General features: G+C 47.8%; 21 protein-coding genes and 1 tRNA gene. 18 read left to right on the top strand and 4 right to left on the bottom strand.

Annotated elements, in window-relative coordinates; genetic code table 11:
- The first annotated feature begins 141 nt into the window (after window positions 1–141).
- Window positions 142–834 carry a Crp/Fnr family transcriptional regulator gene (locus tag B5F35_RS10565; protein ID WP_087240749.1) on the top strand — a complete coding sequence of 231 codons (693 nt, stop codon included), beginning with the start codon at window positions 142–144 and terminating at the stop codon, window positions 832–834.
- Window positions 835–1,043: 209 nt separating this feature from the next.
- Complete coding sequence (locus B5F35_RS10560; RefSeq protein ID WP_087240747.1) at window positions 1,044–2,966, top strand: nucleoside-diphosphate sugar epimerase/dehydratase; 1,923 nt, start codon at window positions 1,044–1,046, stop codon at window positions 2,964–2,966.
- A gap of 40 nt (window positions 2,967–3,006) precedes the next feature.
- Here B5F35_RS10560 and B5F35_RS10555 read toward each other — a convergent pair whose 3' ends face one another.
- Window positions 3,007–3,735, bottom strand: a complete 729-nt coding sequence (locus tag B5F35_RS10555; protein ID WP_140401199.1) for a polysaccharide deacetylase family protein — start codon at window positions 3,733–3,735, stop codon at window positions 3,007–3,009.
- A gap of 45 nt (window positions 3,736–3,780) precedes the next feature.
- On the opposite strand from B5F35_RS10555, the gene B5F35_RS10550 reads away from it, so the two are divergent.
- The 3 genes from B5F35_RS10550 to B5F35_RS10540 all read left to right on the top strand — a co-directional run bounded on the left by B5F35_RS10550 (window position 3,781) and on the right by B5F35_RS10540 (window position 4,947).
- A complete protein-coding gene (locus B5F35_RS10550; protein WP_087240743.1) occupies window positions 3,781–4,011 on the top strand; it encodes a hypothetical protein in 231 nt (76 codons plus the stop codon).
- 93 nt (window positions 4,012–4,104) lie between these two features.
- Window positions 4,105–4,650: a hypothetical protein gene (locus tag B5F35_RS10545; protein ID WP_087240741.1), complete on the top strand. Its 546-nt coding sequence runs from the start codon at window positions 4,105–4,107 to the stop codon at window positions 4,648–4,650.
- A gap of 105 nt (window positions 4,651–4,755) precedes the next feature.
- Window positions 4,756–4,947 carry an alpha/beta-type small acid-soluble spore protein gene (locus B5F35_RS10540; protein ID WP_087240739.1) on the top strand — a complete coding sequence of 64 codons (192 nt, stop codon included), beginning with the start codon at window positions 4,756–4,758 and terminating at the stop codon, window positions 4,945–4,947.
- Window positions 4,948–5,003: 56 nt separating this feature from the next.
- On the opposite strand, the gene B5F35_RS10535 is transcribed toward B5F35_RS10540, so the two are convergent.
- Window positions 5,004–5,390 carry a BofC C-terminal domain-containing protein gene (locus tag B5F35_RS10535; RefSeq protein ID WP_087240737.1) on the bottom strand — a complete coding sequence of 129 codons (387 nt, stop codon included), beginning with the start codon at window positions 5,388–5,390 and terminating at the stop codon, window positions 5,004–5,006.
- A gap of 132 nt (window positions 5,391–5,522) precedes the next feature.
- Between B5F35_RS10535 and B5F35_RS10530 the strand changes: the two genes are divergently transcribed.
- The 4 genes from B5F35_RS10530 to B5F35_RS10515 are packed head-to-tail and all read left to right on the top strand — an operon-like array spanning window position 5,523 to window position 11,477.
- Window positions 5,523–7,967 (top strand): transglycosylase domain-containing protein, encoded by a 2,445-nt coding sequence (locus B5F35_RS10530; RefSeq protein WP_087240735.1) that lies wholly within the window; start codon window positions 5,523–5,525, stop codon window positions 7,965–7,967.
- Window positions 7,968–8,024: 57 nt separating this feature from the next.
- A complete protein-coding gene (locus B5F35_RS10525) occupies window positions 8,025–9,269 on the top strand; it encodes a homoserine dehydrogenase (RefSeq protein ID WP_087240733.1) in 1,245 nt (414 codons plus the stop codon).
- Window positions 9,270–9,323: 54 nt separating this feature from the next.
- Window positions 9,324–10,220, top strand: a complete 897-nt coding sequence (thrB, locus tag B5F35_RS10520; protein ID WP_087240731.1) for a homoserine kinase — start codon at window positions 9,324–9,326, stop codon at window positions 10,218–10,220.
- Window positions 10,221–10,259: 39 nt separating this feature from the next.
- Window positions 10,260–11,477 (top strand): aspartate kinase, encoded by a 1,218-nt coding sequence (locus B5F35_RS10515; protein WP_087240729.1) that lies wholly within the window; start codon window positions 10,260–10,262, stop codon window positions 11,475–11,477.
- 185 nt (window positions 11,478–11,662) lie between these two features.
- Here B5F35_RS10515 and B5F35_RS10510 read toward each other — a convergent pair.
- Window positions 11,663–11,738 (bottom strand) — tRNA-Pro (locus tag B5F35_RS10510).
- Window positions 11,739–11,838: 100 nt separating this feature from the next.
- Here B5F35_RS10510 and B5F35_RS10505 point away from each other — a divergent pair.
- The 3 genes from B5F35_RS10505 (at window position 11,839) to B5F35_RS10495 (ending at window position 15,942) form a co-directional block, all read left to right on the top strand.
- Window positions 11,839–12,609, top strand: coding sequence for a M15 family metallopeptidase (locus B5F35_RS10505; RefSeq protein ID WP_087240727.1), 771 nt, complete (start codon window positions 11,839–11,841; stop codon window positions 12,607–12,609).
- A 174-nt stretch (window positions 12,610–12,783) separates the two neighbouring features.
- Window positions 12,784–14,238 (top strand): glutamate--tRNA ligase, encoded by a 1,455-nt coding sequence (gene gltX / locus B5F35_RS10500; RefSeq protein ID WP_087240725.1) that lies wholly within the window; start codon window positions 12,784–12,786, stop codon window positions 14,236–14,238.
- 12 nt (window positions 14,239–14,250) lie between these two features.
- Window positions 14,251–15,942, top strand: coding sequence for a glutamine--tRNA ligase/YqeY domain fusion protein (locus B5F35_RS10495; protein WP_087240723.1), 1,692 nt, complete (start codon window positions 14,251–14,253; stop codon window positions 15,940–15,942).
- A gap of 65 nt (window positions 15,943–16,007) precedes the next feature.
- Here B5F35_RS10495 and B5F35_RS10490 read toward each other — a convergent pair whose 3' ends face one another.
- The gene (locus tag B5F35_RS10490; RefSeq protein ID WP_242969486.1) at window positions 16,008–17,003 is read right to left on the bottom strand and encodes a biotin--[acetyl-CoA-carboxylase] ligase; all 996 of its coding nucleotides are present in this window, start codon (window positions 17,001–17,003) and stop codon (window positions 16,008–16,010) included.
- 232 nt (window positions 17,004–17,235) lie between these two features.
- Here B5F35_RS10490 and B5F35_RS10485 point away from each other — a divergent pair, with 232 nt between their 5' ends.
- From B5F35_RS10485 to B5F35_RS10460, 6 genes are all read left to right on the top strand, one after another.
- Window positions 17,236–17,433, top strand: a complete 198-nt coding sequence (locus tag B5F35_RS10485; protein WP_087240719.1) for a DUF951 domain-containing protein — start codon at window positions 17,236–17,238, stop codon at window positions 17,431–17,433.
- A gap of 76 nt (window positions 17,434–17,509) precedes the next feature.
- Window positions 17,510–18,586, top strand: a complete 1,077-nt coding sequence (gene prfA, locus B5F35_RS10480; protein ID WP_242969485.1) for a peptide chain release factor 1 — start codon at window positions 17,510–17,512, stop codon at window positions 18,584–18,586.
- 16 nt (window positions 18,587–18,602) lie between these two features.
- Window positions 18,603–19,622, top strand: a complete 1,020-nt coding sequence (locus B5F35_RS10475; RefSeq protein WP_242969484.1) for an L-threonylcarbamoyladenylate synthase — start codon at window positions 18,603–18,605, stop codon at window positions 19,620–19,622.
- Entirely contained in the window at window positions 19,619–20,221 is a 603-nt protein-coding gene (coaE, locus tag B5F35_RS10470) for a dephospho-CoA kinase (protein WP_087240715.1), read from the top strand. The genes B5F35_RS10475 and coaE overlap by 4 nt, the downstream gene beginning before the upstream one ends.
- Before the next feature lies 1 nt (window position 20,222).
- Window positions 20,223–20,831: a lytic transglycosylase domain-containing protein gene (locus tag B5F35_RS10465; RefSeq protein ID WP_162611402.1), complete on the top strand. Its 609-nt coding sequence runs from the start codon at window positions 20,223–20,225 to the stop codon at window positions 20,829–20,831.
- Window positions 20,815–22,227 (top strand): aminopeptidase, encoded by a 1,413-nt coding sequence (locus B5F35_RS10460; protein ID WP_087240711.1) that lies wholly within the window; start codon window positions 20,815–20,817, stop codon window positions 22,225–22,227. The genes B5F35_RS10465 and B5F35_RS10460 overlap by 17 nt, the downstream gene beginning before the upstream one ends.
- Window positions 22,228–22,418: the final 191 nt, after the last annotated feature.

The raw sequence follows: 22,418 nt of genomic DNA, 5'->3' as shown, positions 1-22,418 counted from the left end.
GCTTTTTTTGGCTAAATTCGCTCTTTTTGACTTCTTAAAGACGATTTTTTTATCTAAATTCTTGACATTTTCCTGAACTGTCTTATAATAGAGATACCTTCTTCTTTTGTATATAATGTTAAAAAACAGGATGATGTACAGATGAAATTGATACCAAAACGCTCGAAACAATTTGAAGTGCTGAGAAATCTTTTCCTTTTTCAGCATGTCAAAGTGGAAGCTGCGGAGAATGTATTTTTGTCACCCATTTGTGAATGCTTCGAGTTTGAGACAGGGGAGATGATCTATTCCAGGACCAATTTCAGAAAATGTATGGGAATTGTTGTTTCCGGTGAAGTACGAGCGGTGAAACAGGGAAAAGAGGGAAATTTGATTCTCCTCAACTCCTTCACTCCGGGAGGAATTTTTGGTTTGGCAGCCCTGTTTCATGAATCCGGAGAATATGTCTCAGAAGTGCAGGCCGTCCGCCGCAGCCGAGTGCTTTTTCTTCCCGAAGAACTTCTCCGTTCTTTGTTCCGCAGAGAGCCAATGACAGCGGAAAATTATATTGCATATCTGACAAACAGGATTTGTTTTCTAAACCATCGCATTGATATTTTTACAGGCGGGAGTGCAGAGCAACGCTTGGCAGGCTTTCTGGTATCCGTTTGTCCGGAAGAAAGCCCGTTTGTATATCGCGTTCCCTTCACATTCATTGAGCTCGCGGAAATTTTAAATATCGGAAGAGCCTCCCTATATCGTGCAATGGATTCTTTACAGGAAAGTGGTGTGATCGTCAGAAACGGCAGAGACTTACAAATTGTGGATCCGGAGCTTCTGAAAAGATTCGTGTAAGCTTTTGATCGGAAAATCTGCTTCTGAAAAATTATAGTTCCTTTTTTTTCGGTATTGTGTTATACTACCCTCAGTGGACAAAAAGATACCCAGACAGGGGAGGAGATACACTGTGATGCAGTGTATTTCTTCCCTTTTGTCCGGTACAGTTTACTGAACGATACCTGCGAATTACTGGCAGAATACTGTCAAGGAACTGGAGCGATTGGATGAAGATAAAAAGATTTCATTTTTCCCAGGCGATTCCCCAGATGCTGATTGACTTTGTAAGTGTCTTTTTCAGTTACTTTATCGCGATGGAACTTCGATTCGAAGGGCGGATTCCATGGCATGAGTATGAATACTTTGTATTTCTGATTCCTTTCATGCTCCTGATTTCGCTGATAGTATTTTTCTTTTTCCGCTTCTATAGCACCATGTGGCAATTTGCCAGTATGGATGAGCTGCTGCAAATCTTCTATGGCACTACTGTTGCGGGAATCCTGGTAACAATTCTGGGCTTTGCAGTTGCAGGGCATTATTCTGTCAATGGACTTCCTATTTACCGGCTTCCCATTCCTGTCTATGTGATGGGCTGGGCCTTGATGTTCCTTTTTGTTGGAGCTACTCGTTTTTCCATTCGGCTTTGGCACCGGCGCAAGCGTAAGAATGAACTGCAAAGAGAGTCTGAGGATTTTCAGCGCGTTATGGTCATTGGAGCAGGCGAAATGGGCTCCATGATCATTAAAGATATGAAATCTGCTCCGGAAAGCCAAGGAATTCCCGTGATTGCGATCGACGACGATCGTTCCAAGCGTGGGACCCGGATTCATGGTGTTAAAGTCGTTGGCGGACGGGAAAGCATTCCCAGAATGGCTGTTCGCTATGACATTGATCAAATTCTTCTCGCTATTTCCAACGCAGATAAAAAGGATAAGCAGGATATTTTAAGCATCTGCGCTAAAACCGGATGCCGCCTCAAAACTTTGCCCGCTCTGTATGAGCTTCTTCAGAATGATGATAAAACAGAGGGCCGTACACCCATTCGGGATATTGATATTCTGGATTTGCTTGGCCGCGATGAAATTCATCTGAACGTAGAAGAGATTAGTGGATATTTGAAAGGCAAGACCGTCTTGGTAACAGGCGGCGGAGGTTCCATTGGTTCAGAGCTGTGCCGGCAGATTGCGTATTTCCATCCTAAGAAAATTATTATCTTTGACATCTATGAGAATAACGCATATGATTTGCAGAATGAGCTTTTGATGCGCTTTAAGCATCTGAATCTGGAGGTTCTGATTGGTTCTGTCCGCGATAAGGCGCGCGTTGAACATGTCTTTGATGTGTGCCGGCCGGATGTGGTTTTTCACGCTGCGGCACATAAGCATGTTCCCTTGATGGAGCTCAGCCCTGGAGAAGCAGTGAAAAACAATGTATTTGGTACGCTGAATGTTGCACAGGCGTGTGACAAATATCATGTAAAACGAATGGTACTCATTTCAACCGATAAAGCTGTGAACCCCACCAACATTATGGGGGCGACTAAGCGTATCTGTGAGCTCATTATCCAATACAGCAGCCGACATTGTAAAAATACAGAGTATGTTGCCGTTCGTTTCGGTAATGTATTGGGGAGCAATGGCAGCGTGATTCCTCTTTTCAAGCGGCAAATTGCAGCAGGTGGTCCTGTTACCGTGACGCACCCTGATATTATCCGGTACTTTATGACCATTCCGGAAGCTGCACGCCTTGTCATCCAGGCAGGCGGTATGGCAAAGGGCGGAGAAATTTTTATTCTTGATATGGGACAGCCTGTCAAAATTGTGGATTTGGCCCGCAATATGATCCGACTGTCTGGCTTTGAACCTGACGTAGATATTAAAATCACCTATACAGGTTTGCGGCCGGGAGAAAAGCTCTATGAAGAACTTTTACTGGACAGTGAAGGAGGCTGCAGCAAGACTTCCCACGAACTTATTTACATTGGAACACCGATTCCGTTTCAGGAAGACAGCTTTCTGGATGATTTGGAACATCTGCGCGAAGTAGCCGGTGTGGATAATGTAAAAATGATTTCTATTGTGCATCAGTTGGTGCCAACGTATTCCGGACATGCGGAAGAAAATGACGCATTGGCTCAAAACTCCAATTAATTAGAAAAACGGATTGCCGGGTTTCCGTGCAATCCGTTTTTCATTCCAAGGCTAACAATTCGGATACCGTTACCATCTGATATCCCTGCTCCTGAAAGTCTTCTAAAATTAGGTCAAGCGCCGAAATTGTGTTGATGGCAATATTCTGAAAGCGCAGGATAGAACCAGGGCCGCTTTCTTTCAATACAAATTGTCTGATTTCTTGTGGAGACCGGTTTTTCCAGTCCAAACTGTCCACATCCCAAAGCACTGTTTCCAGACCAAGGGAATTTCCCTGTGCAATCAGTTTTTCATTCCAAAAGCCATAGGGAGGGCGAAAGAGAGTGGGAGAGTATCCAATCAAATCCTGAATGGAAACGATAGGTTCCAAAAGTTCATGTTGCATGCTTTGCGTATCAAGCGTACAAAGATTGCGAGGGTGCGTTTGAGAATGTGTTCCAATTTCGTGACCTGCTGCTGCAATTGCTTTTGTTTCCTCCGGATGCCGGAGCACCCATCTTCCTTCCAGAAAAAATGTGGCATAAACCTGATGACTCCCTAAAAGGGCAAGCAGATTCTCCGTATCACCTTCTCCCAATGTTTCAAACGTGATCGCGATCTTTTTTTCTCCCTTCGTATCCACCCGGCAAGTTGCCCCTGTCTGCGCCGTCCATGTAGGCAAACAGGGATTCTCCGTGCGGAGAATCAGACACAAAAGAACAAAAATAAGGAGACTGCCGCAAAATAAGACAAGTTGTTTTAGTGTAAAACGGCAAGAATAAATTTTCATGGAAGGCACCTCAGATAAAAAATAGAAAAAGGAGGCCAAAGGAAAATGGCTTTGATCACACAAATTCGGCGTTCCTCCCGAATGATCAGCTGCAAAAAGCGGACAGTGATGGAAATCAATTACGATTCACATATTTTTTCTATCTGGACAGCTGCAGCGGGAGCGGAAAGAGGTATGGAAATTTCCCCCGCAAGCATTCAGATAGATCGAAAACAAGCAGAATGTCTGCGGGACTACCTGAATGAATTTCTCCACAGTTCACATCAGGGCACATAAAGCCCGCGTTCTTTCCTATACTAGTCTTGACCGTGCGGATAGCTTCAGACAGAATGCACGGAATTACCGGAAGGAAAGGCGGCGGCTTACCCGATGAACGTCATTCTCTTGTGCGGAGAAGCGCAGGATCATATCATGCGCAACGCCTTATTACCAGCTTTGGAACGTTATGGCGGCGTTGTGTATGCGGGGCAAAGGCAGATTTTTCGGATCACCACCGAAAAACCGGCCTTTTTTGTCTTTGATTGTGAACACATTCCGGAAATATCTTTGGATAAAGGGATCCTGCTTTTTAAAAACAGCTTTGCAGAGAAAACAGAAACAATGCTTCCAGCGCATTTGTGCTGTATCCTGGAAAGCAGCAATCATCGTGCAGCCGCCTTGCTTCAGCAGTCTGGCTCTCCCGTCATAACGTATGGGATGAGTGCCCGTGATACGCTGACTGCGTCCAGTATGGAGCGCGATCGGATGGTTTTCAGTTTACAGCGCAGTGTAACAACTCTTACAGGGACGCTTTTGGAGCCTCATGACTTTTTTGTCACCTCGTGCAGCGGTGCCGGTCCCAGACAGCTTCTGCCAGCTGCGGCGGTGCTGCTGCTGTGCGGCATGGAGTCTTCCGGAGATGGGTATCACATTTAATCAACAGGAGTTAGAAGAAATTTACAGTTATATTTATGCGAACGGAACACAAAATAAGCTTGCAAACGCAAATCAACCAAACAAAAATGTAAGGAGTGTATTGATATGTCCAGCAAGAAAAATGTTGTTCCTGAGGCCCGTGCCGCTCTCGAAAAGTTCAAGATGGAAGCAGCTTCCGAGGTTGGTGTCAACCTGAAGCAGGGCTATAACGGCCACCTGACTTCCAGAGAAGCTGGCAGTGTCGGCGGCCAGATGGTCAAGAATATGATTAAGAGCTACGAGCAGAGCATGAAATAAAGAACCCTCCCTTCAAAAAGGGCGCTGACCACTCGGGTCAGCGCCCTTTTCCTTACTTAGCTTTCATAATCTTCCAAAATGCTGTTGAGGTTTTCATCACCGCGAACGGTGATACCGGATTGCAGCATTTTTTGATCTGCTTGGGGAAGTGTCTCAACAAGAACTTCGACAAGAAGAAATGGTTTTTCTTCTTTTTCGGCAAAAACTCCAATCTGTCCGTCATATTCTCGAATGATATAGACGGTTTGACTGCTCGAAAGAAGAGGGAAACTTGAAATTCCATTGTTTTCTTGACTTGAGTTTTTGTTTGCAGTAGAATAATACAGTATATTTGAGCTGGGAGGCTCTGGGGTATCCGGTTCCGGCTTTTGCAGCCCTGCTAACAGCAGGACAGCCACAAAAAGTATGACTGCACAGCTAAGCGTGAGAATTATCTTTTTCAAATCCAATCACCTCGTGATTAGTGTTTGAAAATCCTGGTAATTTATGCGGCTGCCGCTTTGGTAAATTTGAGTGGTATCGCTTGGCTCTGCTCTGCATGTGAGGATTGCGGAAGAAAGGAGACAAACGGCGCAGTGAGAAAAACAGACATCAACCGCTATGCGAAAAATGAACCAAACACGACAGGAAGCATGGCAGTCGGCACACTCTGTTCCTTCGGCAGAATTATAAGAAAGGTTCTGCTTACTCTGTTTACAGTGTGCATGATTACCGGTATCATCGTATCCTTTTCGGTGGTATCCTTTATTTACAGCATGAAGGATGAGTCGATCGATTATGATCTTCACAAGCTCAAATTAAACTATACATCCTTCATTTATGTCAATGGAGAAGGAGACGATCCCAATAATCCTGTGGAATACCAGGCTCTCTACAGCGGAGAAAACCGTGTATGGGTGGATTTTTCTGAAATCCCAGAGTATATGAAGGATGCAATCATCTGCATTGAGGACAAACGCTTTGAAGAGCACCATGGTGTGGACTGGATTCGTACAGGAGGCGCCATACTGAATCTTTTTACCGGAAACGGGGATATGTATGGCGGTTCCACTTTAACACAGCAGCTTATCAAAAACCTGACAGGGGATAACGATGTCAGCTTAACCCGAAAAGTAAAGGAAATTTTTCGCGCACTCAATTTGGAGAAAAAATACACCAAAGATGAGATCCTGTGTGCATATCTGAATGTTGTAAGCTTTGGAAGCGGTTGTAACGGTGTTCAAGCTGCGGCAAACCTTTATTTTGGCAAAGACATTCAAGACTGTGATCTGGCAGAGTGTGCAGCCATTGCCGGTATCACACAGAATCCGTATAAATACACCCCGCTTCTGCACCCGGAGGCCAATAAAGAACGTCAGCAAACGGTCTTAACAGAAATGTATAACCAAGGAGCTGTAACCAAACAGGAATATGATCAGGCAATGGAAAAGTCTGAGAATATGACTTTTGTTGGCCGTACCTCAAACAGCGAAGAAGAGAAAACGACAATTCCTGTTTGGAACTGGTATGTGGAAACCCTCTTCGAGGATGTTAAAAATGATTTAATGGAGCTCTATAATATTTCAGCGGATCAGGCGGTCGATATGATCTACCATGACGGCTTGAAAATTTATTCGGCTCAGAATACAGAGTATCAGGAAATCGCAGAACGCATTCTTTCCGATCCGGCAGTGTTTGATCCTTTGAATTCCGGAGCAGAGGCTGGTTATATCGCAATAGATTATTCTGGCCGAGTGCTTGCAGTGGTTGGTAACATTGGGGAAAAAGAAGGAAACCGCCTGAGCAATAATGCAACGATGGCCACACGACAGCCCGGTTCCTCTATCAAGCCGCTTGTTGATTACGCACCAGCCTTTGAACAAAAGCTAATCAATTATTCTACCATGCTGCTTGATGAACCAATCCCCAATTATTTTGATGATGGCAGAGCAGGCCCAAGCAACTATTCTCCCGGCTTCGAAGGAGAAGTCACTACACGATATGCTTTGATTAAATCTCTGAACCCGCCCGCTGTCCGGCTTCTTATGGAGCTTACTCCTCAGGCGGCCGCCTCTTTCCTGGTTGACAAGCTGGGATTCAGCCCCATTGCGGAGGCAGATCAAGTTCGTTCTATGGCAATCGGCGGAAGTATGGGTGTGACGGTTCGCGAAATGACAGCAGGCTTCCAGATTTTTGGAAACGGCGGAAAATATTATGAGCCCTATACCTATTATTACGTGGAGGACAGCGACGGGAACGTCATTCTTGATAATCGCGATAATATTGGCAGAGAAGCAATTTCCTCTGCCAATGCCACCATCATGCGCAAACTGTTGGAGGAAGTAATCGGCCCGTATCCAGCAACCGGACAAGCGGCTGATGTTCCAGGCTGGCAGATCTATGGAAAAACCGGAACAACAAACTCCATGATGGATCTGTGGTTTGTAGGTGGCTCTCCTTACGCAGTTGCTGGAATCTGGGCAGGATATCCCAATTATGATCAAGCCATGAACGACAAGGATAACCGGCACAAAACTCTCTGGAGTCAAATCATGAGCGAATATCTTGCAACAAAGGAAAGCAAGTCTTTTTCTGATGATCCTAGTGTATATGCGGCATCCTATTGTACAGAAACCGGAAAGCTGGCTTTGCCTGGGGTTTGCACCAGCACAATGACGGGATGGTACACCAGTGATAATATCCCCGCTTATTGTGACGGCGCTCACGCTACTGCATCTTCCGTTCCTTCTTCTGAGCCGGTATCGTCGGAAATTGCTTCCGAGGCAGCTTCGTCACAGGAACCGGAAAGTTCGCAGGTTTCCTCTTCCACCGAATTGGAAAGCCAGGCTTCTTCTGCGCAGGAGCCGATCGAACCTCCTGTTTCCACTCCGTCCTCGCAGCCGGAATCTTCTGTTTCCTCACAACCGCTCGTCAGTGAACCGGTCAGTGAGCCTGAACCTTTGGAATCCTTGCCGCCGGAAGAGAGTACGGAAGCTGTATCGGAGCCGGGAGACGTGACGAACATGACGGGACAGCCGTAGAGGTAAAAGATAAGGAATAAGTTCTGTTAAGAACAATAGAAACGAGGGATTCATAGTATGGTAAAAATCGCAATCATGGGACATGGAACCATAGGCTCCGGCGTGGTGGAGGTTCTCACCAGCCATGTGGAGAGCATCACAAAGCGCGCAAAGGAAGAAATACGGATCCAATACATTCTGGATTTGAGGGATTTTCCGGACAGTCCTCTTGCGGACCGGTTTACCAAATCCTTTGATACGATTCTTCAGGATCCCGAAATTCTTATTGTTGTAGAGGTGATGGGGGGACTGCATCCCGCATACGATTATGTGAAATCCTGCCTGGAAGCAGGGAAGAGCGTTGTCACCTCCAACAAGGAACTGGTCGCTGCCAAAGGTGCGGAACTTTTAAAAATTGCCCGCGACAAAAATGTGAACTTCCTGTTTGAGGCAAGCGTTGGAGGCGGCATCCCGATTATCCGTCCCATCAGTCAATGTCTGGCTGCCAACGATGTGATTGAAATTTCTGGTATTTTGAACGGAACCACAAACTTCATCCTTACCAAGATGATCAATGAGGATATGTCTTTCGAGGATGCCCTGTCTCTGGCTCAGCAGCTTGGCTATGCAGAGCGCAATCCTGCCGCGGATATTGAAGGTCATGACGCCTGCCGCAAGATCTGCATTCTTGCCTCGCTGGCTTATGGAAAACATGTATATCCGGACCAGGTACACACGGAAGGAATCACAAATATCTCCCTTTCCGACGTCAAATATGCGGACGCATGGGGCGGAGTCATTAAATTAATTGGCGAGGTCAGCAAGACACAGGATGGTCGTTTGCAGTGCATTGTCTGCCCAATGCTGATTCCGCGCGACAGCCAGCTTGCCAATGTGGATGATGTTTTCAATGGCATTATGGTACGAGGTGACGCAACCGGCGATGTGGTGTTCTACGGAAAAGGTGCTGGCAAGCTTCCGACTGCCAGCGCCGTGGTAGCAGATGTTATCGACTGCGTAAAACATCTGAAAGCCCGCAAATACCTTTTCTGGGAAGACGGCGGAAAAGAGTACGTGGCGGATTATCTGGACAAAGAAGTGTCGCTGTATGTTCGGGCCAAAGCGGAGGATCCGGACGAGCTTTGTCAGAAAGCAGAAAAAACGTTTGGAGAAACCACGCGTCTGCTGCGAAAAGACGCTGAGCCGGGAGAGGCTGCTTTCCTAACGCCTGTTTTGCCGGAGCGCAAAATTCGGGAAAAGCTTTCCGTGTTGGAACAGCAGGGGATTGAAATTCTCAACACCATTCGTTTGAGTGATTTTTAATTATGTCCCTTTTCATAAATCTCAAATCAATCAAGATGGCAGGTGCACAAAAGCATGATAAGAATTCAAGTCCCCGCAACCAGTGCAAATCTTGGCTCCGGCTTTGATTCTCTTGGAATTGCACTGACATTATATAATCAGGTCTGGATGGAAGAAGACGACAGACTGACAATTTCCTGTAAGGATTCCGTTGATGTCCCCAAGGATGAGAACAATCTGATTTACTGGGCAGTGAAACAGCTCTACCAGGAATGTGGAAGAAAGCTGCCTGGTTTAAAACTGATTCAGGAGAATAATATTCCGTTGGCTCGTGGACTGGGAAGCAGCTCCGCCTGCATTGTGGCGGGAATTCTGGGAGCAAACCGTCTGCTCGGAAATCCGTTTTCCCGTTCCGATCTGATCAATCTGGCAGCGAAAATTGAAGGGCATCCCGATAATACCTCTCCCGCTATTGAGGGCGGTCTTGTGGCCTCCGCCATGGAGGGAGGGCGCATTTACAGCGTTAGTGTTCCCGTATCGGAAAAGCTGCAATTTGCCGTATTCATCCCGCCTTTTGAGCTGAAAACAGAGATGGCCCGATCTGTTCTGCCTGAGACGTATTCCCGCGCGGACGTTGTTTATAACCTTTCTCGTTCCGCACTCATGACCGCCTCCCTTTTCTCCGGGAAGCTTGAAAATCTCCGCGTTGCGGTTGGTGATCGGATTCATCAGCCATACCGTTCCGGTCTGATCGAAAACTTTGATAATGTTTTTCGAATGAGCTATGAGCTTGGCAGTCTCGGAACTTACATCAGCGGTTCCGGACCCACCATCATCGCGATGGTTCCCAGAGAAAATATGCAGACCTTCATCACTTATGCGGAAGGTCATATGAAGGAAAAAGGGATATCCGGTTGGGAAATCCGCTTTTTAAGCGTGGATTCTCAGGGAGCACAGGTTTCTCTGGATTGATGAGTCAGTAAGATTTATTTTGTAAGTGGGGGATATGCTATGAGTTTGATTGTTCAGAAATTTGGCGGCAGTTCGGTTGCCAACGCCGAACGCATTTATAATGTGGCGGATATCATCACCACCACATATAAAGAGGGAAATGACGTTGTGGTCGTTGTTTCCGCTCAGGGAGACACCACAGACGATCTGATTGAGAAGGCTAACGAGATTAATCCCAATGCTTCCAAAAGAGAAATGGATATGCTGCTGACTGCTGGTGAGCAGATGTCTGCTTCTCTGCTTGCCATGGCAATCGAAAAGCTTGGTTTTCCCGTTGTCTCCCTGCTGGGATGGCAGGCTGGCTTTTTGACCTCCTCTGCCTATGGTTCCGCTCGCATCAAGCGCGTGGTGCCCGATCGGATTAAGAAAGAAATCGATAAAAAAAATATTGTGATTGTAACAGGTTTCCAGGGAATCAACCGTTACAATGACATGACAACCCTTGGGCGCGGTGGTTCCGACACCAGCGCCGTAGCCATCGCCGCAGTGATGAACGCGGATCTGTGCCAGATTTATACCGATGTGGATGGTGTGTACACGGCGGATCCTCGCAAGGTTCCAGGAGCACGCAAGCTGGATTGCATTTCCTATAATGAGATGCTGGAGCTGGCAACGCTTGGCGCTCAGGTTCTGAACAATCGCTCTGTGGAAATGGCGAAAAAATATAACATTGAGCTGGAGGTTCTGTCCAGCCTTACCCGCAAACGGGGTACAATCGTGAAGGAGGCAAAGAAAATGGAGAAAATGCTGATCAGCGGTGTGGCGAAGGATGAGGACGTTGCCCGCATTTCGATTATTGGTGTTCCGGATCGCCCCGGACTGGCTTTTAAGATTTTCTCGAAGCTCAGCGCCAAAAATATCAATGTCGACATTATTCTTCAGTCCATCGGCCGTAATGGAACCAAGGACATCAGCTTCACAGTTGGAAAGTCCAACCTGAAGGATGCGCTTGATGCGCTCACTCCGTACATCGAATTGGTTGGTGCAGCCAGCATTGTGCATGATGAGAATGTGGCAAAGGTTTCCATCGTAGGCGCAGGAATGGAAAGCCATCCCGGTGTGGCGGCAGAAATGTTTGAGGCTCTTTTTGAAGCCAATATCAACATCCGTATGATTTCCACGAGCGAAATCAAAATTTCCGTTTTGATTGACAGAGCAGATGGCGATCGGGCTGTCACCGCGATTCACGACAAATTCTTTAGCGCGGAGACGCTGTAAACAATTTCTGATAAAGAAAGAGACACGGACAGAAAAACTGTTCGTGTCTCTTTTTCATATTCAAAAGAAACAGGAAGTGGTGGTGACACAGAAGAAGACAGGATCCGCATGAATTGGGAGGAAGTGTGTATACTAATGAAAAATAAAAAGATCTCAAATGCATATGCATTTGAGATCTTTTACAATGGTCCGAGTGGCGAGACTTGAACTCACGGCCTCTTGACCCCCAGTCAAGCGCGCTACCAACTGCGCCACACCCGGTTGACAACGTGGTATATTCTAGCACATTATGCGAAAAAAAGCAAGGGCTTTTTTGAATTTATTTTATTTTTTTTAATCGAATAGGAGATGAGGGGAATACATGAAGCAAACTGCCGCCATGTGGAAGAAAACAGTATTTTGTCTTCTCGGCTTGATAGGGATGGTAATTCTTTTGGCAGCTACAACAGCTGTCTTCTTTTTGGCACTGGAATGGTCAGAACCAGATGCGGCGCAAGCGGCTTCCTCCGCATCTCCTGCGCAAGCAGCCCAGTCCTCCCTGAACACCTGGGAATTTACTGGACAGCTTGAGGATTGGAGATTGCTGCTTGTAAACAATACCATTTCCATGCCGAAAGACAAGATGCCTGATTTGGAAACCGTCGGCATCATACAGGTCGATCGCCGTATTGTGGATGACCTGCAAGCCATGCTGAAAACCGCATCCGGGGATGGGGTAGAGCTGACACTTTCCTCGGGGTACCGCAGCGAGGAACGGCAGGAAGAATTATTCCAAAAGGCGGTGGAGGACAATCGTTTTCTTGGAATGAATTTGGAAATGGCGGAGGCTGTGGCTGCGGAATCGGTAGCACGGGCCGGACACAGCGAACACAACACCGGTTTGGCAATTGATTTTAATGGCGTATTGGAAACCTTTGATGAAACACCAGAATACCGATGGTTGCAGCGGCACGCATACGAGTATGGTTTTGTGCTTCGCTATCCGCAGGAAAAATCAGAATTGACTGGAATCCGCTTTGAGCCTTGGCATTTTCGCTACGTCGGCCAGGAGCACGCCGAAAAAATGCGGCTCTTGAATCTGTGTCTGGAGGAATATGTGACATATCTCACTGCGCAGCAAAATCATTCCTGATCGCAAATTCACGGAAATTCTTGTTTTTCCTATGGGAAACGATTGAATTTATCTGATTTTTTGCTATAATAAAAAATACTATGTTTTGCCTGAAGCATATAGAACGACTTCACAAAACAGCCCGGACGGCCGATTGGTCTATCCGGGAAATTTTGACGGAAAATGAGGGATACTATGGACACACGGGTAGTTCGGACTAGGTTTGCACCGAGTCCGACCGGTTTTATGCATGTGGGAAACTTGCGGACCGCTTTGTATGAATACCTGATTGCGAAATCCCAGGGAGGGCGTTTTGTCCTGCGGATTGAGGATACCGATCAGGAGCGCTTGGTGGAAGGTGCGGTGCAGGTCATTTACCATACGCTGGAACAGGTGGGGCTGAAGCACGATGAAGGCCCTGACGTTGGCGGCGAATACGGCCCTTATGTCCAAAGTGAACGCAAGGATCTTTACCGTCCTTACGCAGAGCAGCTTGTCCGAGAAGGAAAAGCATACTACTGCTTCTGCACCAAAGAGCGCTTGGAAGCGCTTCATGCGGAAAAAGAAGGGGGAGGGTATGATCGGCATTGCCGCGATCTTCCGGAAGAGGAAGTCCGCGCCCTGCTTGACGCTGGCACGCCCTATGTTATTCGTCAGAAAATGCCGCTGGAAGGCTGCACCACTTTCCATGATGCGGTGTATGGAGAAATCACCATTGAGAATAAGGAGCTGGAGGATCAGATTCTGCTGAAATCCGATGGCTACCCCACTTATAATTTTGCTAATGTGATTGACGACCATCTGATGCACATCACACATGTGGTGCGCGGTTGCGAATATCTGACTTCCACGCCGAAATACAATCTTCTTTATGAAGCATTTGGGTGGGAAGTTCCCACCTATGTTCACTTGCCTCTCATCATGGGAAAAAACGAGGATGGCAGCGTGTCCAAGCTGTCAAAGCGGCATGGTGCGACTGGTTTTGCCGATTTAGTGAAAGAAGGCTATCTGCCGCAAACCATTGTGAACTATATCGCTCTGCTTGGATGGTGTCCGAAGGAAAACCGCGAGCTGTTTACTCTGGATGAGTTGGCTCAGAACTTTTCCATTGACGGAATCAGCAAATCCCCTGCTGTGTTTGATTACGATAAACTGAAATGGTTTAATGCAGAATATATCCGAGCTATGGAGCCTGAGCAGTTTATTCAATTGGCTATGCCATATTTCCGCGAGGTGTTTGGAGACAAGGAATGCGATTGGCAAGTTCTCGCTTCCATTTTGCAGCCCCGCGTGATTCAGATGACGCAAATTCCGGAAATGATCTCCTTCTTCCAGGAGCTGCCCGACTATCCCGCCGACTTCTTCATCAATAAAAAGAGCAAGACAACACTGGAAAACTCCGGTGAAATGCTCAAGCAAGCCATTACAGAGCTGGAGCAGATCGGGGATTGGAAGTTGGATGTGATCCATGAAGCTCTAATCACTCTGGCCGGACGTCTTGGCGTCAAGAACGGCACTCTGCTTTGGCCGGTGCGGATTGCCGCAGCAGGCGTTCAGATCACTCCCGGCGGTGCAATGGAAATCCTGACGATTCTCGGAAAAGAAGAGGCCCTGCGCCGCCTGCGCATTGGTCTGGAAAAGCTGAATTGAGGAGGCTGCTCGATGAGCGAGGAAATTAAGCGGACAGAGGAAGCTGTAGAGGAAAGCAGCAATTTTATCCATGAATTTATCAAAGAAGATATTGCGGAAGGCGGCCGTTTTTCTGGGATGACGGTACATACCCGTTTCCCACCGGAACCGAATGGGTATCTCCATATCGGTCACGCGAAGGCAATCTGCATTGATTTTGGTACAGCGGAAAAATTTGGCGGTCTTTGCAATCTTCGTATGGACGATACCAATCCTACCAAAGAGGATGTGGAGTACGTCGAAAACATCAAAAGCGATATTCACTGGCTGGGTTTTGATTGGGGCGATCGCTTTTATTATGCATCCGATTATTTTGAACAGATGTATGAATTTGCGGTGCAGCTGATCAAAAACGGCGACGCTTATGTTTGTCAGCTCACGCCTGAACAGATGCGTGAAAACCGCGGCGATTTGTCAACTCCAGCTGTGAGCCCTTATCGCGATCGTCCAATTGAGGAAAGTTTGGATCTGTTTTCCCGTATGCGGGCGGGCGAATTTGAGGATGGTGCTATGACGCTGCGTGCCAAAATTGATTTGGCTTCCGGTAACTTCAACATGCGCGATCCTGTGATTTACCGAATCAATCACCTGCATCATCATCGAACAGGAAACCAGTGGTGCATCTATCCCATGTATGATTTCGCGCATCCCATTGAGGACGCGCTGGAAGGAATTACGCACTCCCTGTGCAGTCTGGAGTTTGAGGATCACCGCCCGCTCTACGATTGGGTGATTTCGCATATTGACGCACCGTCAAAACCGCGCCAGATCGAATTTGCCCGACTGGGAATCAACAACACCGTAATGAGCAAACGCAAGCTGCGTTATCTGGTGGAAGAAGGGTATGTTTCCGGGTGGGATGATCCCCGTATGCCGACTTTGTGCGGCCTGCGCCGGCGCGGTTATACTCCTGTTTCTATCCGTAATTTCTGTGAGCGCGTCGGTGTGGCGAAGGTAAACAGCACCATCGAATACAGCTTTCTGGAACACTGCCTGCGCGAAGATCTCAACGAAAACGCTGCCCGTGTGATGGCGGTACTCGAACCTGTTCGCCTGACGATCACCAACTATCCCGAAGGGCAGACGGAAGAGTTTGACGTGGAGAACAATCCAAATCGTCCCGAGGATGGCACGCACAAGGTACTGTTCTCCCGCAACCTTTGGATTGAGCAGAGTGATTTTCTGGAGGAACCCTTTAAGGGATACTTCCGCATGTTTCCCGGCAATGAGGTGCGCTTGAAAACCGCTTATGTGGTTCGTTGTACCGGCTGCCGGAAGGACGAGACAGGGAAAGTGGTCGAGGTTTTTGCGGAGTATGATCCCGAAACACGAGGAGGCAATACACCGGACGGGCGGAAGGTCAAGGGAACCATCCACTGGGTGGAAGCCGGAGCGGCGCTGGACGCAGAGGTTCGTTTGTATGACAGCCTGTTTACCGTTCCGGATCCGGATGCTCATGATTATCTTGAAGTACTCAATCATGATTCTTTGAAAACTCTTCACGGATGCAAGGTAGAACCTGTGGTCAGAGAGGCCAAACCGGAACAATCCTTCCAGTTTATGCGGCAGGGTTACTTCTGCGTGGATAATACAGACAGCACGATGGATCATCTTGTCTTTAACCGTTCTGTTTCTTTGAAGGACGGTTTTAAAAAAGGAAAATAACAGAGTTAAGCATTGTGCCCCTTTCCTGTGATGCGGTGTCTCCGCTCACAGGAAAGGGGCACAATTTAAAAGTAATTTCCATTACAGTTTTCCCCATAAAATCCTTGTACCACTACTTCGCCGGAGGTGACAGCAATTTTCTCTCCTTCTTGTGTTTGTACCAAAAGAGCGCCGTCAGGAGCAATTCCTGCCGCAATACCAGTCAGCTTGCGGCCCCCGCGAGTCAAACTCACAGGACGGCCGAGAGAAACGCAAAGGGAGCAATATTCCTCCGGGAACGAGGAAACACCGTATCGGTTGTAAAGATCTTCAAATTCTTCCAGAATTTTTCCGAGAAGAACGGCACGCCGAACATCTTGTCCTGTCTCTATTTTCAGAGAAGTGGCGCGATCGGAAAGTTCAGGAGGGAAAGCTCCATTGTTTGTATTGATCCCAATTCCTGGAATCAGATAGTGAACATGTTCCATTTCAGCCGATAGCTCCGTTAAGATCCCGCACACTTTTTTGGTGCCAATCACCACGTCGTTAGGCCACTTAATGCGTGCATCACAGCCTGTCAGGGCATGAATTCCCCGGCAAACTGCAACGGCGGACAATAGTGTGATACCCGTAATTTCGCTTGGAAGCACATCCGGCCGTAAAAGTATCGAAAACCATAGACCGCTTCCTGGAGCAGATACCCAACGCCGGCCTAAGCGCCCCTTTCCTCCTGTTTGTTCATCTGCGACAAAGACACTTCCATGCGGAGCACCCGCATCGCCCTGACGTTTTGCTTCCTCATTTGTGGAGTCCACAGAAGGGAGAGAAACAATATGGCATCCAAATGTTCCTTTTCCCGAAAGATTCGCACGAACTTCAGCTTCTGATATGCTGTCCGGAATTCCGGTTAAACGATAACCGCGCCGGGTTACCGAGTCAATCTCATACCCTTCCTGCCGCAGCTGCTCTATTTTCTTCCATACAGCAGCCCGTGTTACACCAAGCTGCCTGCTCAGTTCCTCTCCTGAAAGATAGCCGTCGGTTTGGCGTAAAATATCCAATAAATCTTTATGATCCGCCATGATGAATCCCATCCTTTTGCTTGTTTGTTTCGCTCTGAACTGTCGTTTTCCCCAAAAGCCTGTCGAATCGAAATTTTCAGTTCAGCAGATTTATTATAGCGAATTTGGAGTATGGCATCAAGCGGAAAAAAAGATTGTTGCCGCACTTGTTTCGTGCTATACTATAACCATTATCGTGTGGTTACAGATTGTTTCGACGGCATGGAAACTATAAAAATGGGAGGTGAAGGCTGTGGACGTCAGGCCCGGCGACATCTTATTAATGAAAAAAGCGCATCCATGCGGATCCAAAACATTTCTCGTTCTGCGTTCCGGTATGGATTTTAAGATCCGCTGTACTTCCTGTGGCCATGAAATTATGCTTCCCAGACTCCGATGCGAAAAGAACATCAAGAAAATCCTTCGGGAGGACGAAGAAAAGGAAGGGTAGCGAATTTCTCTTTCCTCAAAGATTAAAAAGGGAATGCTGCTGAAAAAGCAGTCATTCCGATGGAAAGGAAATCAGCATGAATCTGGAAGTTTTCTCCCGACGTTATGAAGAATTAACACAAAAGCTGGCGGATCCCTCCGTTTCCTCCAACCCCGCGCAATACGCCGCGCTGATGAAGGAGTTCCGGGAAATTACGCCGATTGTCGAAACGTATACGCAATACCGCAAAGCGATTCAGGAGCGTGAGGAAGCCAAGGAACTGATGAATGCTCCCGGTATGGAACGAGAGCTGCGTGAACTGGCGGCAGAGGAATATGAACAAGCAGGAGAAACAGCAGATCGGCTTTCTGAGGAATTGAAAATTCTGCTTTTGCCCAAGGATCCAAACGATTCCAAAAATGTGATTGTGGAGATACGCGGCGGCGCAGGTGGGGAAGAGGCAGCCCTTTTTTCCGCCGTTCTCTTTCGGATGTACTCCATGTACGCCCAACAAAAAGGATGGTCCACAGAGCTTTTGAATGTGAATGAAACAGAGCTGGGAGGATATAAGGAGATCTCGTTCACCATCGCGGGTGACGGAGCCTATTCCCGTCTGAAATATGAAAGCGGCGTGCATCGTGTCCAGCGTGTTCCGGAAACTGAGACACAGGGACGGATCCATACCTCCACCGCGACAGTCGCTGTTCTGCCTGAGGTGGATGAAGTGGAAATTCAAATTGATCCCAAAGATCTCAAGATTGATACCTTCCGTTCCAGTGGAGCAGGAGGACAGCACATCAACAAAACTTCTTCCGCCATCCGCATTACTCACCTTCCAACAGGAATGGTAGTAGAGTGTCAGGATGAACGGAGCCAGTATAAAAACAAGGATAAAGCCATGCGTGTTCTGCGTTCCCGTCTGTTTGAAAAGGAACAGGCAGCGCGCGATGCAGAAGTAGCGGATCGCCGCCGTTCCCAAGTGGGAACCGGAGACCGATCGGAACGAATCCGAACCTATAACTATCCTCAAGGCAGAGTAACCGATCATCGGATCGGCCTGACTCTATATCGTCTGGAAGATTTTTTGAATGGAAATCTTGACGAAATGATAGATGCCCTAATTGCACAGGATCGGGCACGTCAGCTGGAGGAAACCACAGAAATGCCTGATTGAAAAGAGGAACCAAGTTTTGAAGCATACTGTTTTGTTACGCGCATCACAGCAAGAGGATATTCTGACCGCCGCCCAAATTCTCAAGGAAGGCGGATTGGTGGGAATTCCCACGGAAACGGTGTACGGTTTAGCGGCAAATGCGCTGGACGGAAATGCCTGTGCGAAAATCTTTGCCGCAAAGGGACGCCCCGTCGATAATCCTCTGATTGTTCACATCTGCGACATAAAACAGCTTTATACTTTAGTGCGTACAGTACCACAGGAGGCAGAAAACCTGGCGTCGCTCTACTGGCCTGGTCCGCTGACGATGATTTTTCCAAAAGCGGACTGTATTCCCGATGAAGTAAGCGCAGGCTTGGACACAGTTGCAGTTCGTTTTCCTTCCCATCCTGCTGCCCAAGCCGTGATTCGGGAAAGCGGCTTGCCTCTGGCGGCTCCATCCGCCAACCTCTCCGGTCGCCCCAGTCCGACCACAGCCCAGCACGTTCTCCACGATCTTGGAGGAAAAATTGACGCTGTTCTGGATGGAGGAGCCTGTTCCGTAGGGCTGGAATCCACAGTGATCACATTGGCTTGTACGCCACCGCGTCTTTTGCGCCCGGGCGGTGTTACATTGGAACAGTTGCGCTCCGCCTTGGAAAACGTTATTCTGGATCCGGCTGTGCTCAATCCGTTGGAAGCAGGAGAGCAGGCTGCTTCTCCTGGAATGAAGTATAAACATTATGCCCCAAAAGCTAATGTGATTCTTTTGGATGGATCTCGGGAAAAATATCTTTCATATGTCAATGCACATCCAACCAATGCCGCTGCTCTTTGCTATACGGAAGATAAAGAATTCCTTTCCGTTCCCACAGTATGTTATGGAAATGAGAAAGATCCCTCTGAGCAGGCCCGGGAATTGTTTGATGCTTTACGCCGGTTAGATGATTTAGGTGTCACAACCGTATTCGCCAGACAACCGAAACTTGATGGCGTTGGTCTCGCGGTGTATAACCGCCTGATCCGGGCAGCAGGATTTGAGGTGTTGAAGTTATGAGCCAACAGAGGATCATCGGTCTGACTGGTCCGACAGGAGCAGGAAAATCAACGGCTGCACAGGAGTTTTCTACACTGGGAGCCAAGGTGATTGACTGCGACAAGCTTGGTCAGGAAATTCTTGACACGCCAGATTGCCGGGAACAGCTTTGCCGTGCATATGGAACTGAAATTTTAGGGCCTGATGGCACGATTTCCAGACCAAAGCTGGCAGAAAAGGCTTTTTTTGCACCGGGAGCATCCTCACGTCTGAACGCTATTACCCATCCCTTGATTATGCGGGAAATTCAGGAAAGAACCTCGCGATTTTTTTCTCAGGGGACGTCGGCTGTTGTAATCGATGCGGCTTTGCTTTTTGAAAGCGGTGCGGATACTTTTTGCACCGTCACCATTTCTGTTCTTGCTTCCCCTAAGATCCGCTTGGAGCGCATTATGCGCCGGGATGGATTGACGCAGGAACAGGCGCAGGCCCGTATGAACGCTCAGAAAAATGCAGACTATTATGCAGAGCGTTCAGATCATTGCCTGGATGGCAGTGGAACGCCTGCTTCTCTCAAAGAGCAAACACGACTTCTATATCAAAAGCTTCTGGAGGAATAGGATGCGAAAACTATGCAAGGCTTTGCTTTCGCTTGTTCTTGTGGTTCTTCTGGTATGGGGAGGAAAATCCCTGCTGACAACAGGTCTCCGCTTTTTTCAGGAGACGCTGTATCCGGTTCGATACGAAGAAATTGTGGGCCAGGAGGCTGACAGGTATCATCTGGATCCGGCTCTGGTTTACGCAGTGATTCGGGCAGAGAGCAGTTTTCGTCCGGAAGTTGTCTCGGGCAAAGGGGCCTATGGTTTAATGCAGATTACCGAACCCACCTTTGAATGGCTGCAAACCAAAATGGATGAAGAAGAAAACTATACCGTTGAGGACCTATATCGTCCGGAGGTAAACATTCGGTATGGCTGTAAGCTGTTGTCCATTCTGCTCTCCCAATATTCCTCCACCGAAACAGCTTTGTGTGCCTACAATGCCGGCATGGGGCGGGTAGGGGAGTGGCTGTCTGATTCCGCATATTCGTCGGATGGTGTTACCCTGCATACAATCCCATTTCCTGAAACGAAAAACTATGTGTCCGCTGTAATGGAAAATTACAGCGTGTACCATGAGTTATATCAATTTCAACTTAACGGAGGCGTCATGCATGTCGAAAAAAAATGAAAAGAAAGCAGATCCTAAAAAGCTGACCAAGGAACTGCTGATTCCGCGCCGCAACGGCTTTGGACAGGTGTCGGAAAAGGATCTGGAAAAGGCGGAGTCTTTCTCTGAGTCTTATAAAAAATTCCTTGATCATGCCAAAACAGAGCGGGAGGCAGTAAAAACCGCTGTTGCCATGGCAGAAAAAGAAGGATTTGTTCCCTTTGATCCCACCAAGCATTATAAAGCAGGCGACAAAGTGTACTGCAATAATCGCGGAAAGGCTCTTATTCTTGCAGTGATCGGAAAAAATGGCTGCAAAAACGGTGTGCGCATTGCCGCGGCTCATATTGATTCTCCCCGTTTGGATCTGAAGCCCCATCCCCTCTATGAGCAGAATGAGCTGGCTATGTTTAAATCCCACTATTATGGAGGAATCAAAAAATACCAGTGGACTGCTCTGCCGCTTTCCATGCATGGTTTCGTGGTGAAAAAGGATGGCTCCACTGTGGAAATCAATGTAGGAGAGGAGCCCGGAGATCCGCAGTTCTGTGTCACGGATCTGCTGCCGCACCTGAGCGCGGATCAGATGCAGAAAACACTGGCCAAGGCGATCGAGGGTGAAAATCTGAATATCCTGATCGGCAGCCGCCCGCTGGACTGTGATGAGGGGGACAACCTGGTCAAGCTGAATGTGATGCGTCTGCTCAACGAAAAATACGGGATCACCGAGGAAGATTTTGTATCTGCCGACATTGAGTTTGTTCCGGCTCTCAAGGCAGTGGATGTTGGCTTTGACCGCAGCATGATTGGTGCGTACGGACACGATGATCGTGTCTGCGCTTTCCCGTCTGTGATGGCCGCTTTTTCTGTAAAAGAGCCTGAAGCAACATGCCTTGCTGTCCTGGCAGATCGCGAAGAAGTGGGCAGCGATGGAAACACTGGTTTGAATTCCGAGTTCATGCGGTATTTTATCGCTGATTTGGCACAGATGGAAGGAATGGAACCCCGCCATGTTCTCAGCCGTTCCAAGTGCCTGTCGGCGGATGTGAACGCTGCTTTCGATCCGACCTACGCTTCCGCTTATGAAGCCACCAACTCCTGCTATCTGAACAGCGGTGTATGCGTAACCAAATACACCGGAGCTCGCGGCAAGAGTGGAACCAGTGAAGCCTCCGCCGAATTCATGGGAGAGGTGCGCGCTCTTCTGGAGGATAACGATGTGCTGTGGCAAACCGGAGAACTTGGTAAGGTGGATGGCGGCGGCGGCGGAACTGTGGCCATGTACATTGCAAATCTCAATGTTGATGTTGTTGACGTTGGTGTTCCGGTCCTTTCCATGCACGCACCCTTTGAGGTGATTTCCAAGCTGGATCTTTATATGACCTACAAAGCGTTCCGTGCATTTTTTGAAAAGTAATTTTGCACTATAAGAAAAAGCCAGAGCTTTTTGGATGGTAATCCAAAAAGCTCTGGCTTTTTCTAATTAGCGTTTCACTATTAACGTAAGCGTAAAATCTAATCACACCTTGTTCCAATATGTGTAATATGAAACAATACCTCCGTGTAGTGTCAGACAGTGCATGGTAGTGTCGTACACTGCCAGCGAAG

Source organism: Anaeromassilibacillus sp. An200, assembly GCF_002160025.1.
Lineage (GTDB): Bacteria > Bacillota > Clostridia > Oscillospirales > Acutalibacteraceae > Caccousia > Caccousia stercoris.
The sequence above is the reverse complement of the archived record's forward strand: the minus strand, read 5'-3'. Positions and strand labels throughout refer to the sequence as shown.

Excerpts from the sequence above, each read along its gene's own strand:
- B5F35_RS10565 (WP_087240749.1), top strand. The coding sequence starts at position 142 with ATGAAATTGATACCAAAACGCTCGAAACAATTTGAAGTGCTGAGAAAT.
- B5F35_RS10560 (WP_087240747.1), top strand. The coding sequence starts at position 1,044 with ATGAAGATAAAAAGATTTCATTTTTCCCAGGCGATTCCCCAGATGCTG.
- B5F35_RS10555 (WP_140401199.1), bottom strand. The coding sequence starts at position 3,735 with ATGAAAATTTATTCTTGCCGTTTTACACTAAAACAACTTGTCTTATTT.
- B5F35_RS10550 (WP_087240743.1), top strand. The coding sequence starts at position 3,781 with ATGGCTTTGATCACACAAATTCGGCGTTCCTCCCGAATGATCAGCTGC.
- B5F35_RS10545 (WP_087240741.1), top strand. The coding sequence starts at position 4,105 with ATGAACGTCATTCTCTTGTGCGGAGAAGCGCAGGATCATATCATGCGC.
- B5F35_RS10540 (WP_087240739.1), top strand. The coding sequence starts at position 4,756 with ATGTCCAGCAAGAAAAATGTTGTTCCTGAGGCCCGTGCCGCTCTCGAA.
- B5F35_RS10525 (WP_087240733.1), top strand. The coding sequence starts at position 8,025 with ATGGTAAAAATCGCAATCATGGGACATGGAACCATAGGCTCCGGCGTG.
- thrB (WP_087240731.1), top strand. The coding sequence starts at position 9,324 with ATGATAAGAATTCAAGTCCCCGCAACCAGTGCAAATCTTGGCTCCGGC.
- B5F35_RS10515 (WP_087240729.1), top strand. The coding sequence starts at position 10,260 with ATGAGTTTGATTGTTCAGAAATTTGGCGGCAGTTCGGTTGCCAACGCC.
- B5F35_RS10505 (WP_087240727.1), top strand. The coding sequence starts at position 11,839 with ATGAAGCAAACTGCCGCCATGTGGAAGAAAACAGTATTTTGTCTTCTC.
- gltX (WP_087240725.1), top strand. The coding sequence starts at position 12,784 with ATGGACACACGGGTAGTTCGGACTAGGTTTGCACCGAGTCCGACCGGT.
- B5F35_RS10495 (WP_087240723.1), top strand. The coding sequence starts at position 14,251 with ATGAGCGAGGAAATTAAGCGGACAGAGGAAGCTGTAGAGGAAAGCAGC.
- B5F35_RS10490 (WP_242969486.1), bottom strand. The coding sequence starts at position 17,003 with ATGGCGGATCATAAAGATTTATTGGATATTTTACGCCAAACCGACGGC.
- prfA (WP_242969485.1), top strand. The coding sequence starts at position 17,510 with ATGAATCTGGAAGTTTTCTCCCGACGTTATGAAGAATTAACACAAAAG.
- coaE (WP_087240715.1), top strand. The coding sequence starts at position 19,619 with ATGAGCCAACAGAGGATCATCGGTCTGACTGGTCCGACAGGAGCAGGA.
- B5F35_RS10465 (WP_162611402.1), top strand. The coding sequence starts at position 20,223 with ATGCGAAAACTATGCAAGGCTTTGCTTTCGCTTGTTCTTGTGGTTCTT.
- B5F35_RS10460 (WP_087240711.1), top strand. The coding sequence starts at position 20,815 with ATGTCGAAAAAAAATGAAAAGAAAGCAGATCCTAAAAAGCTGACCAAG.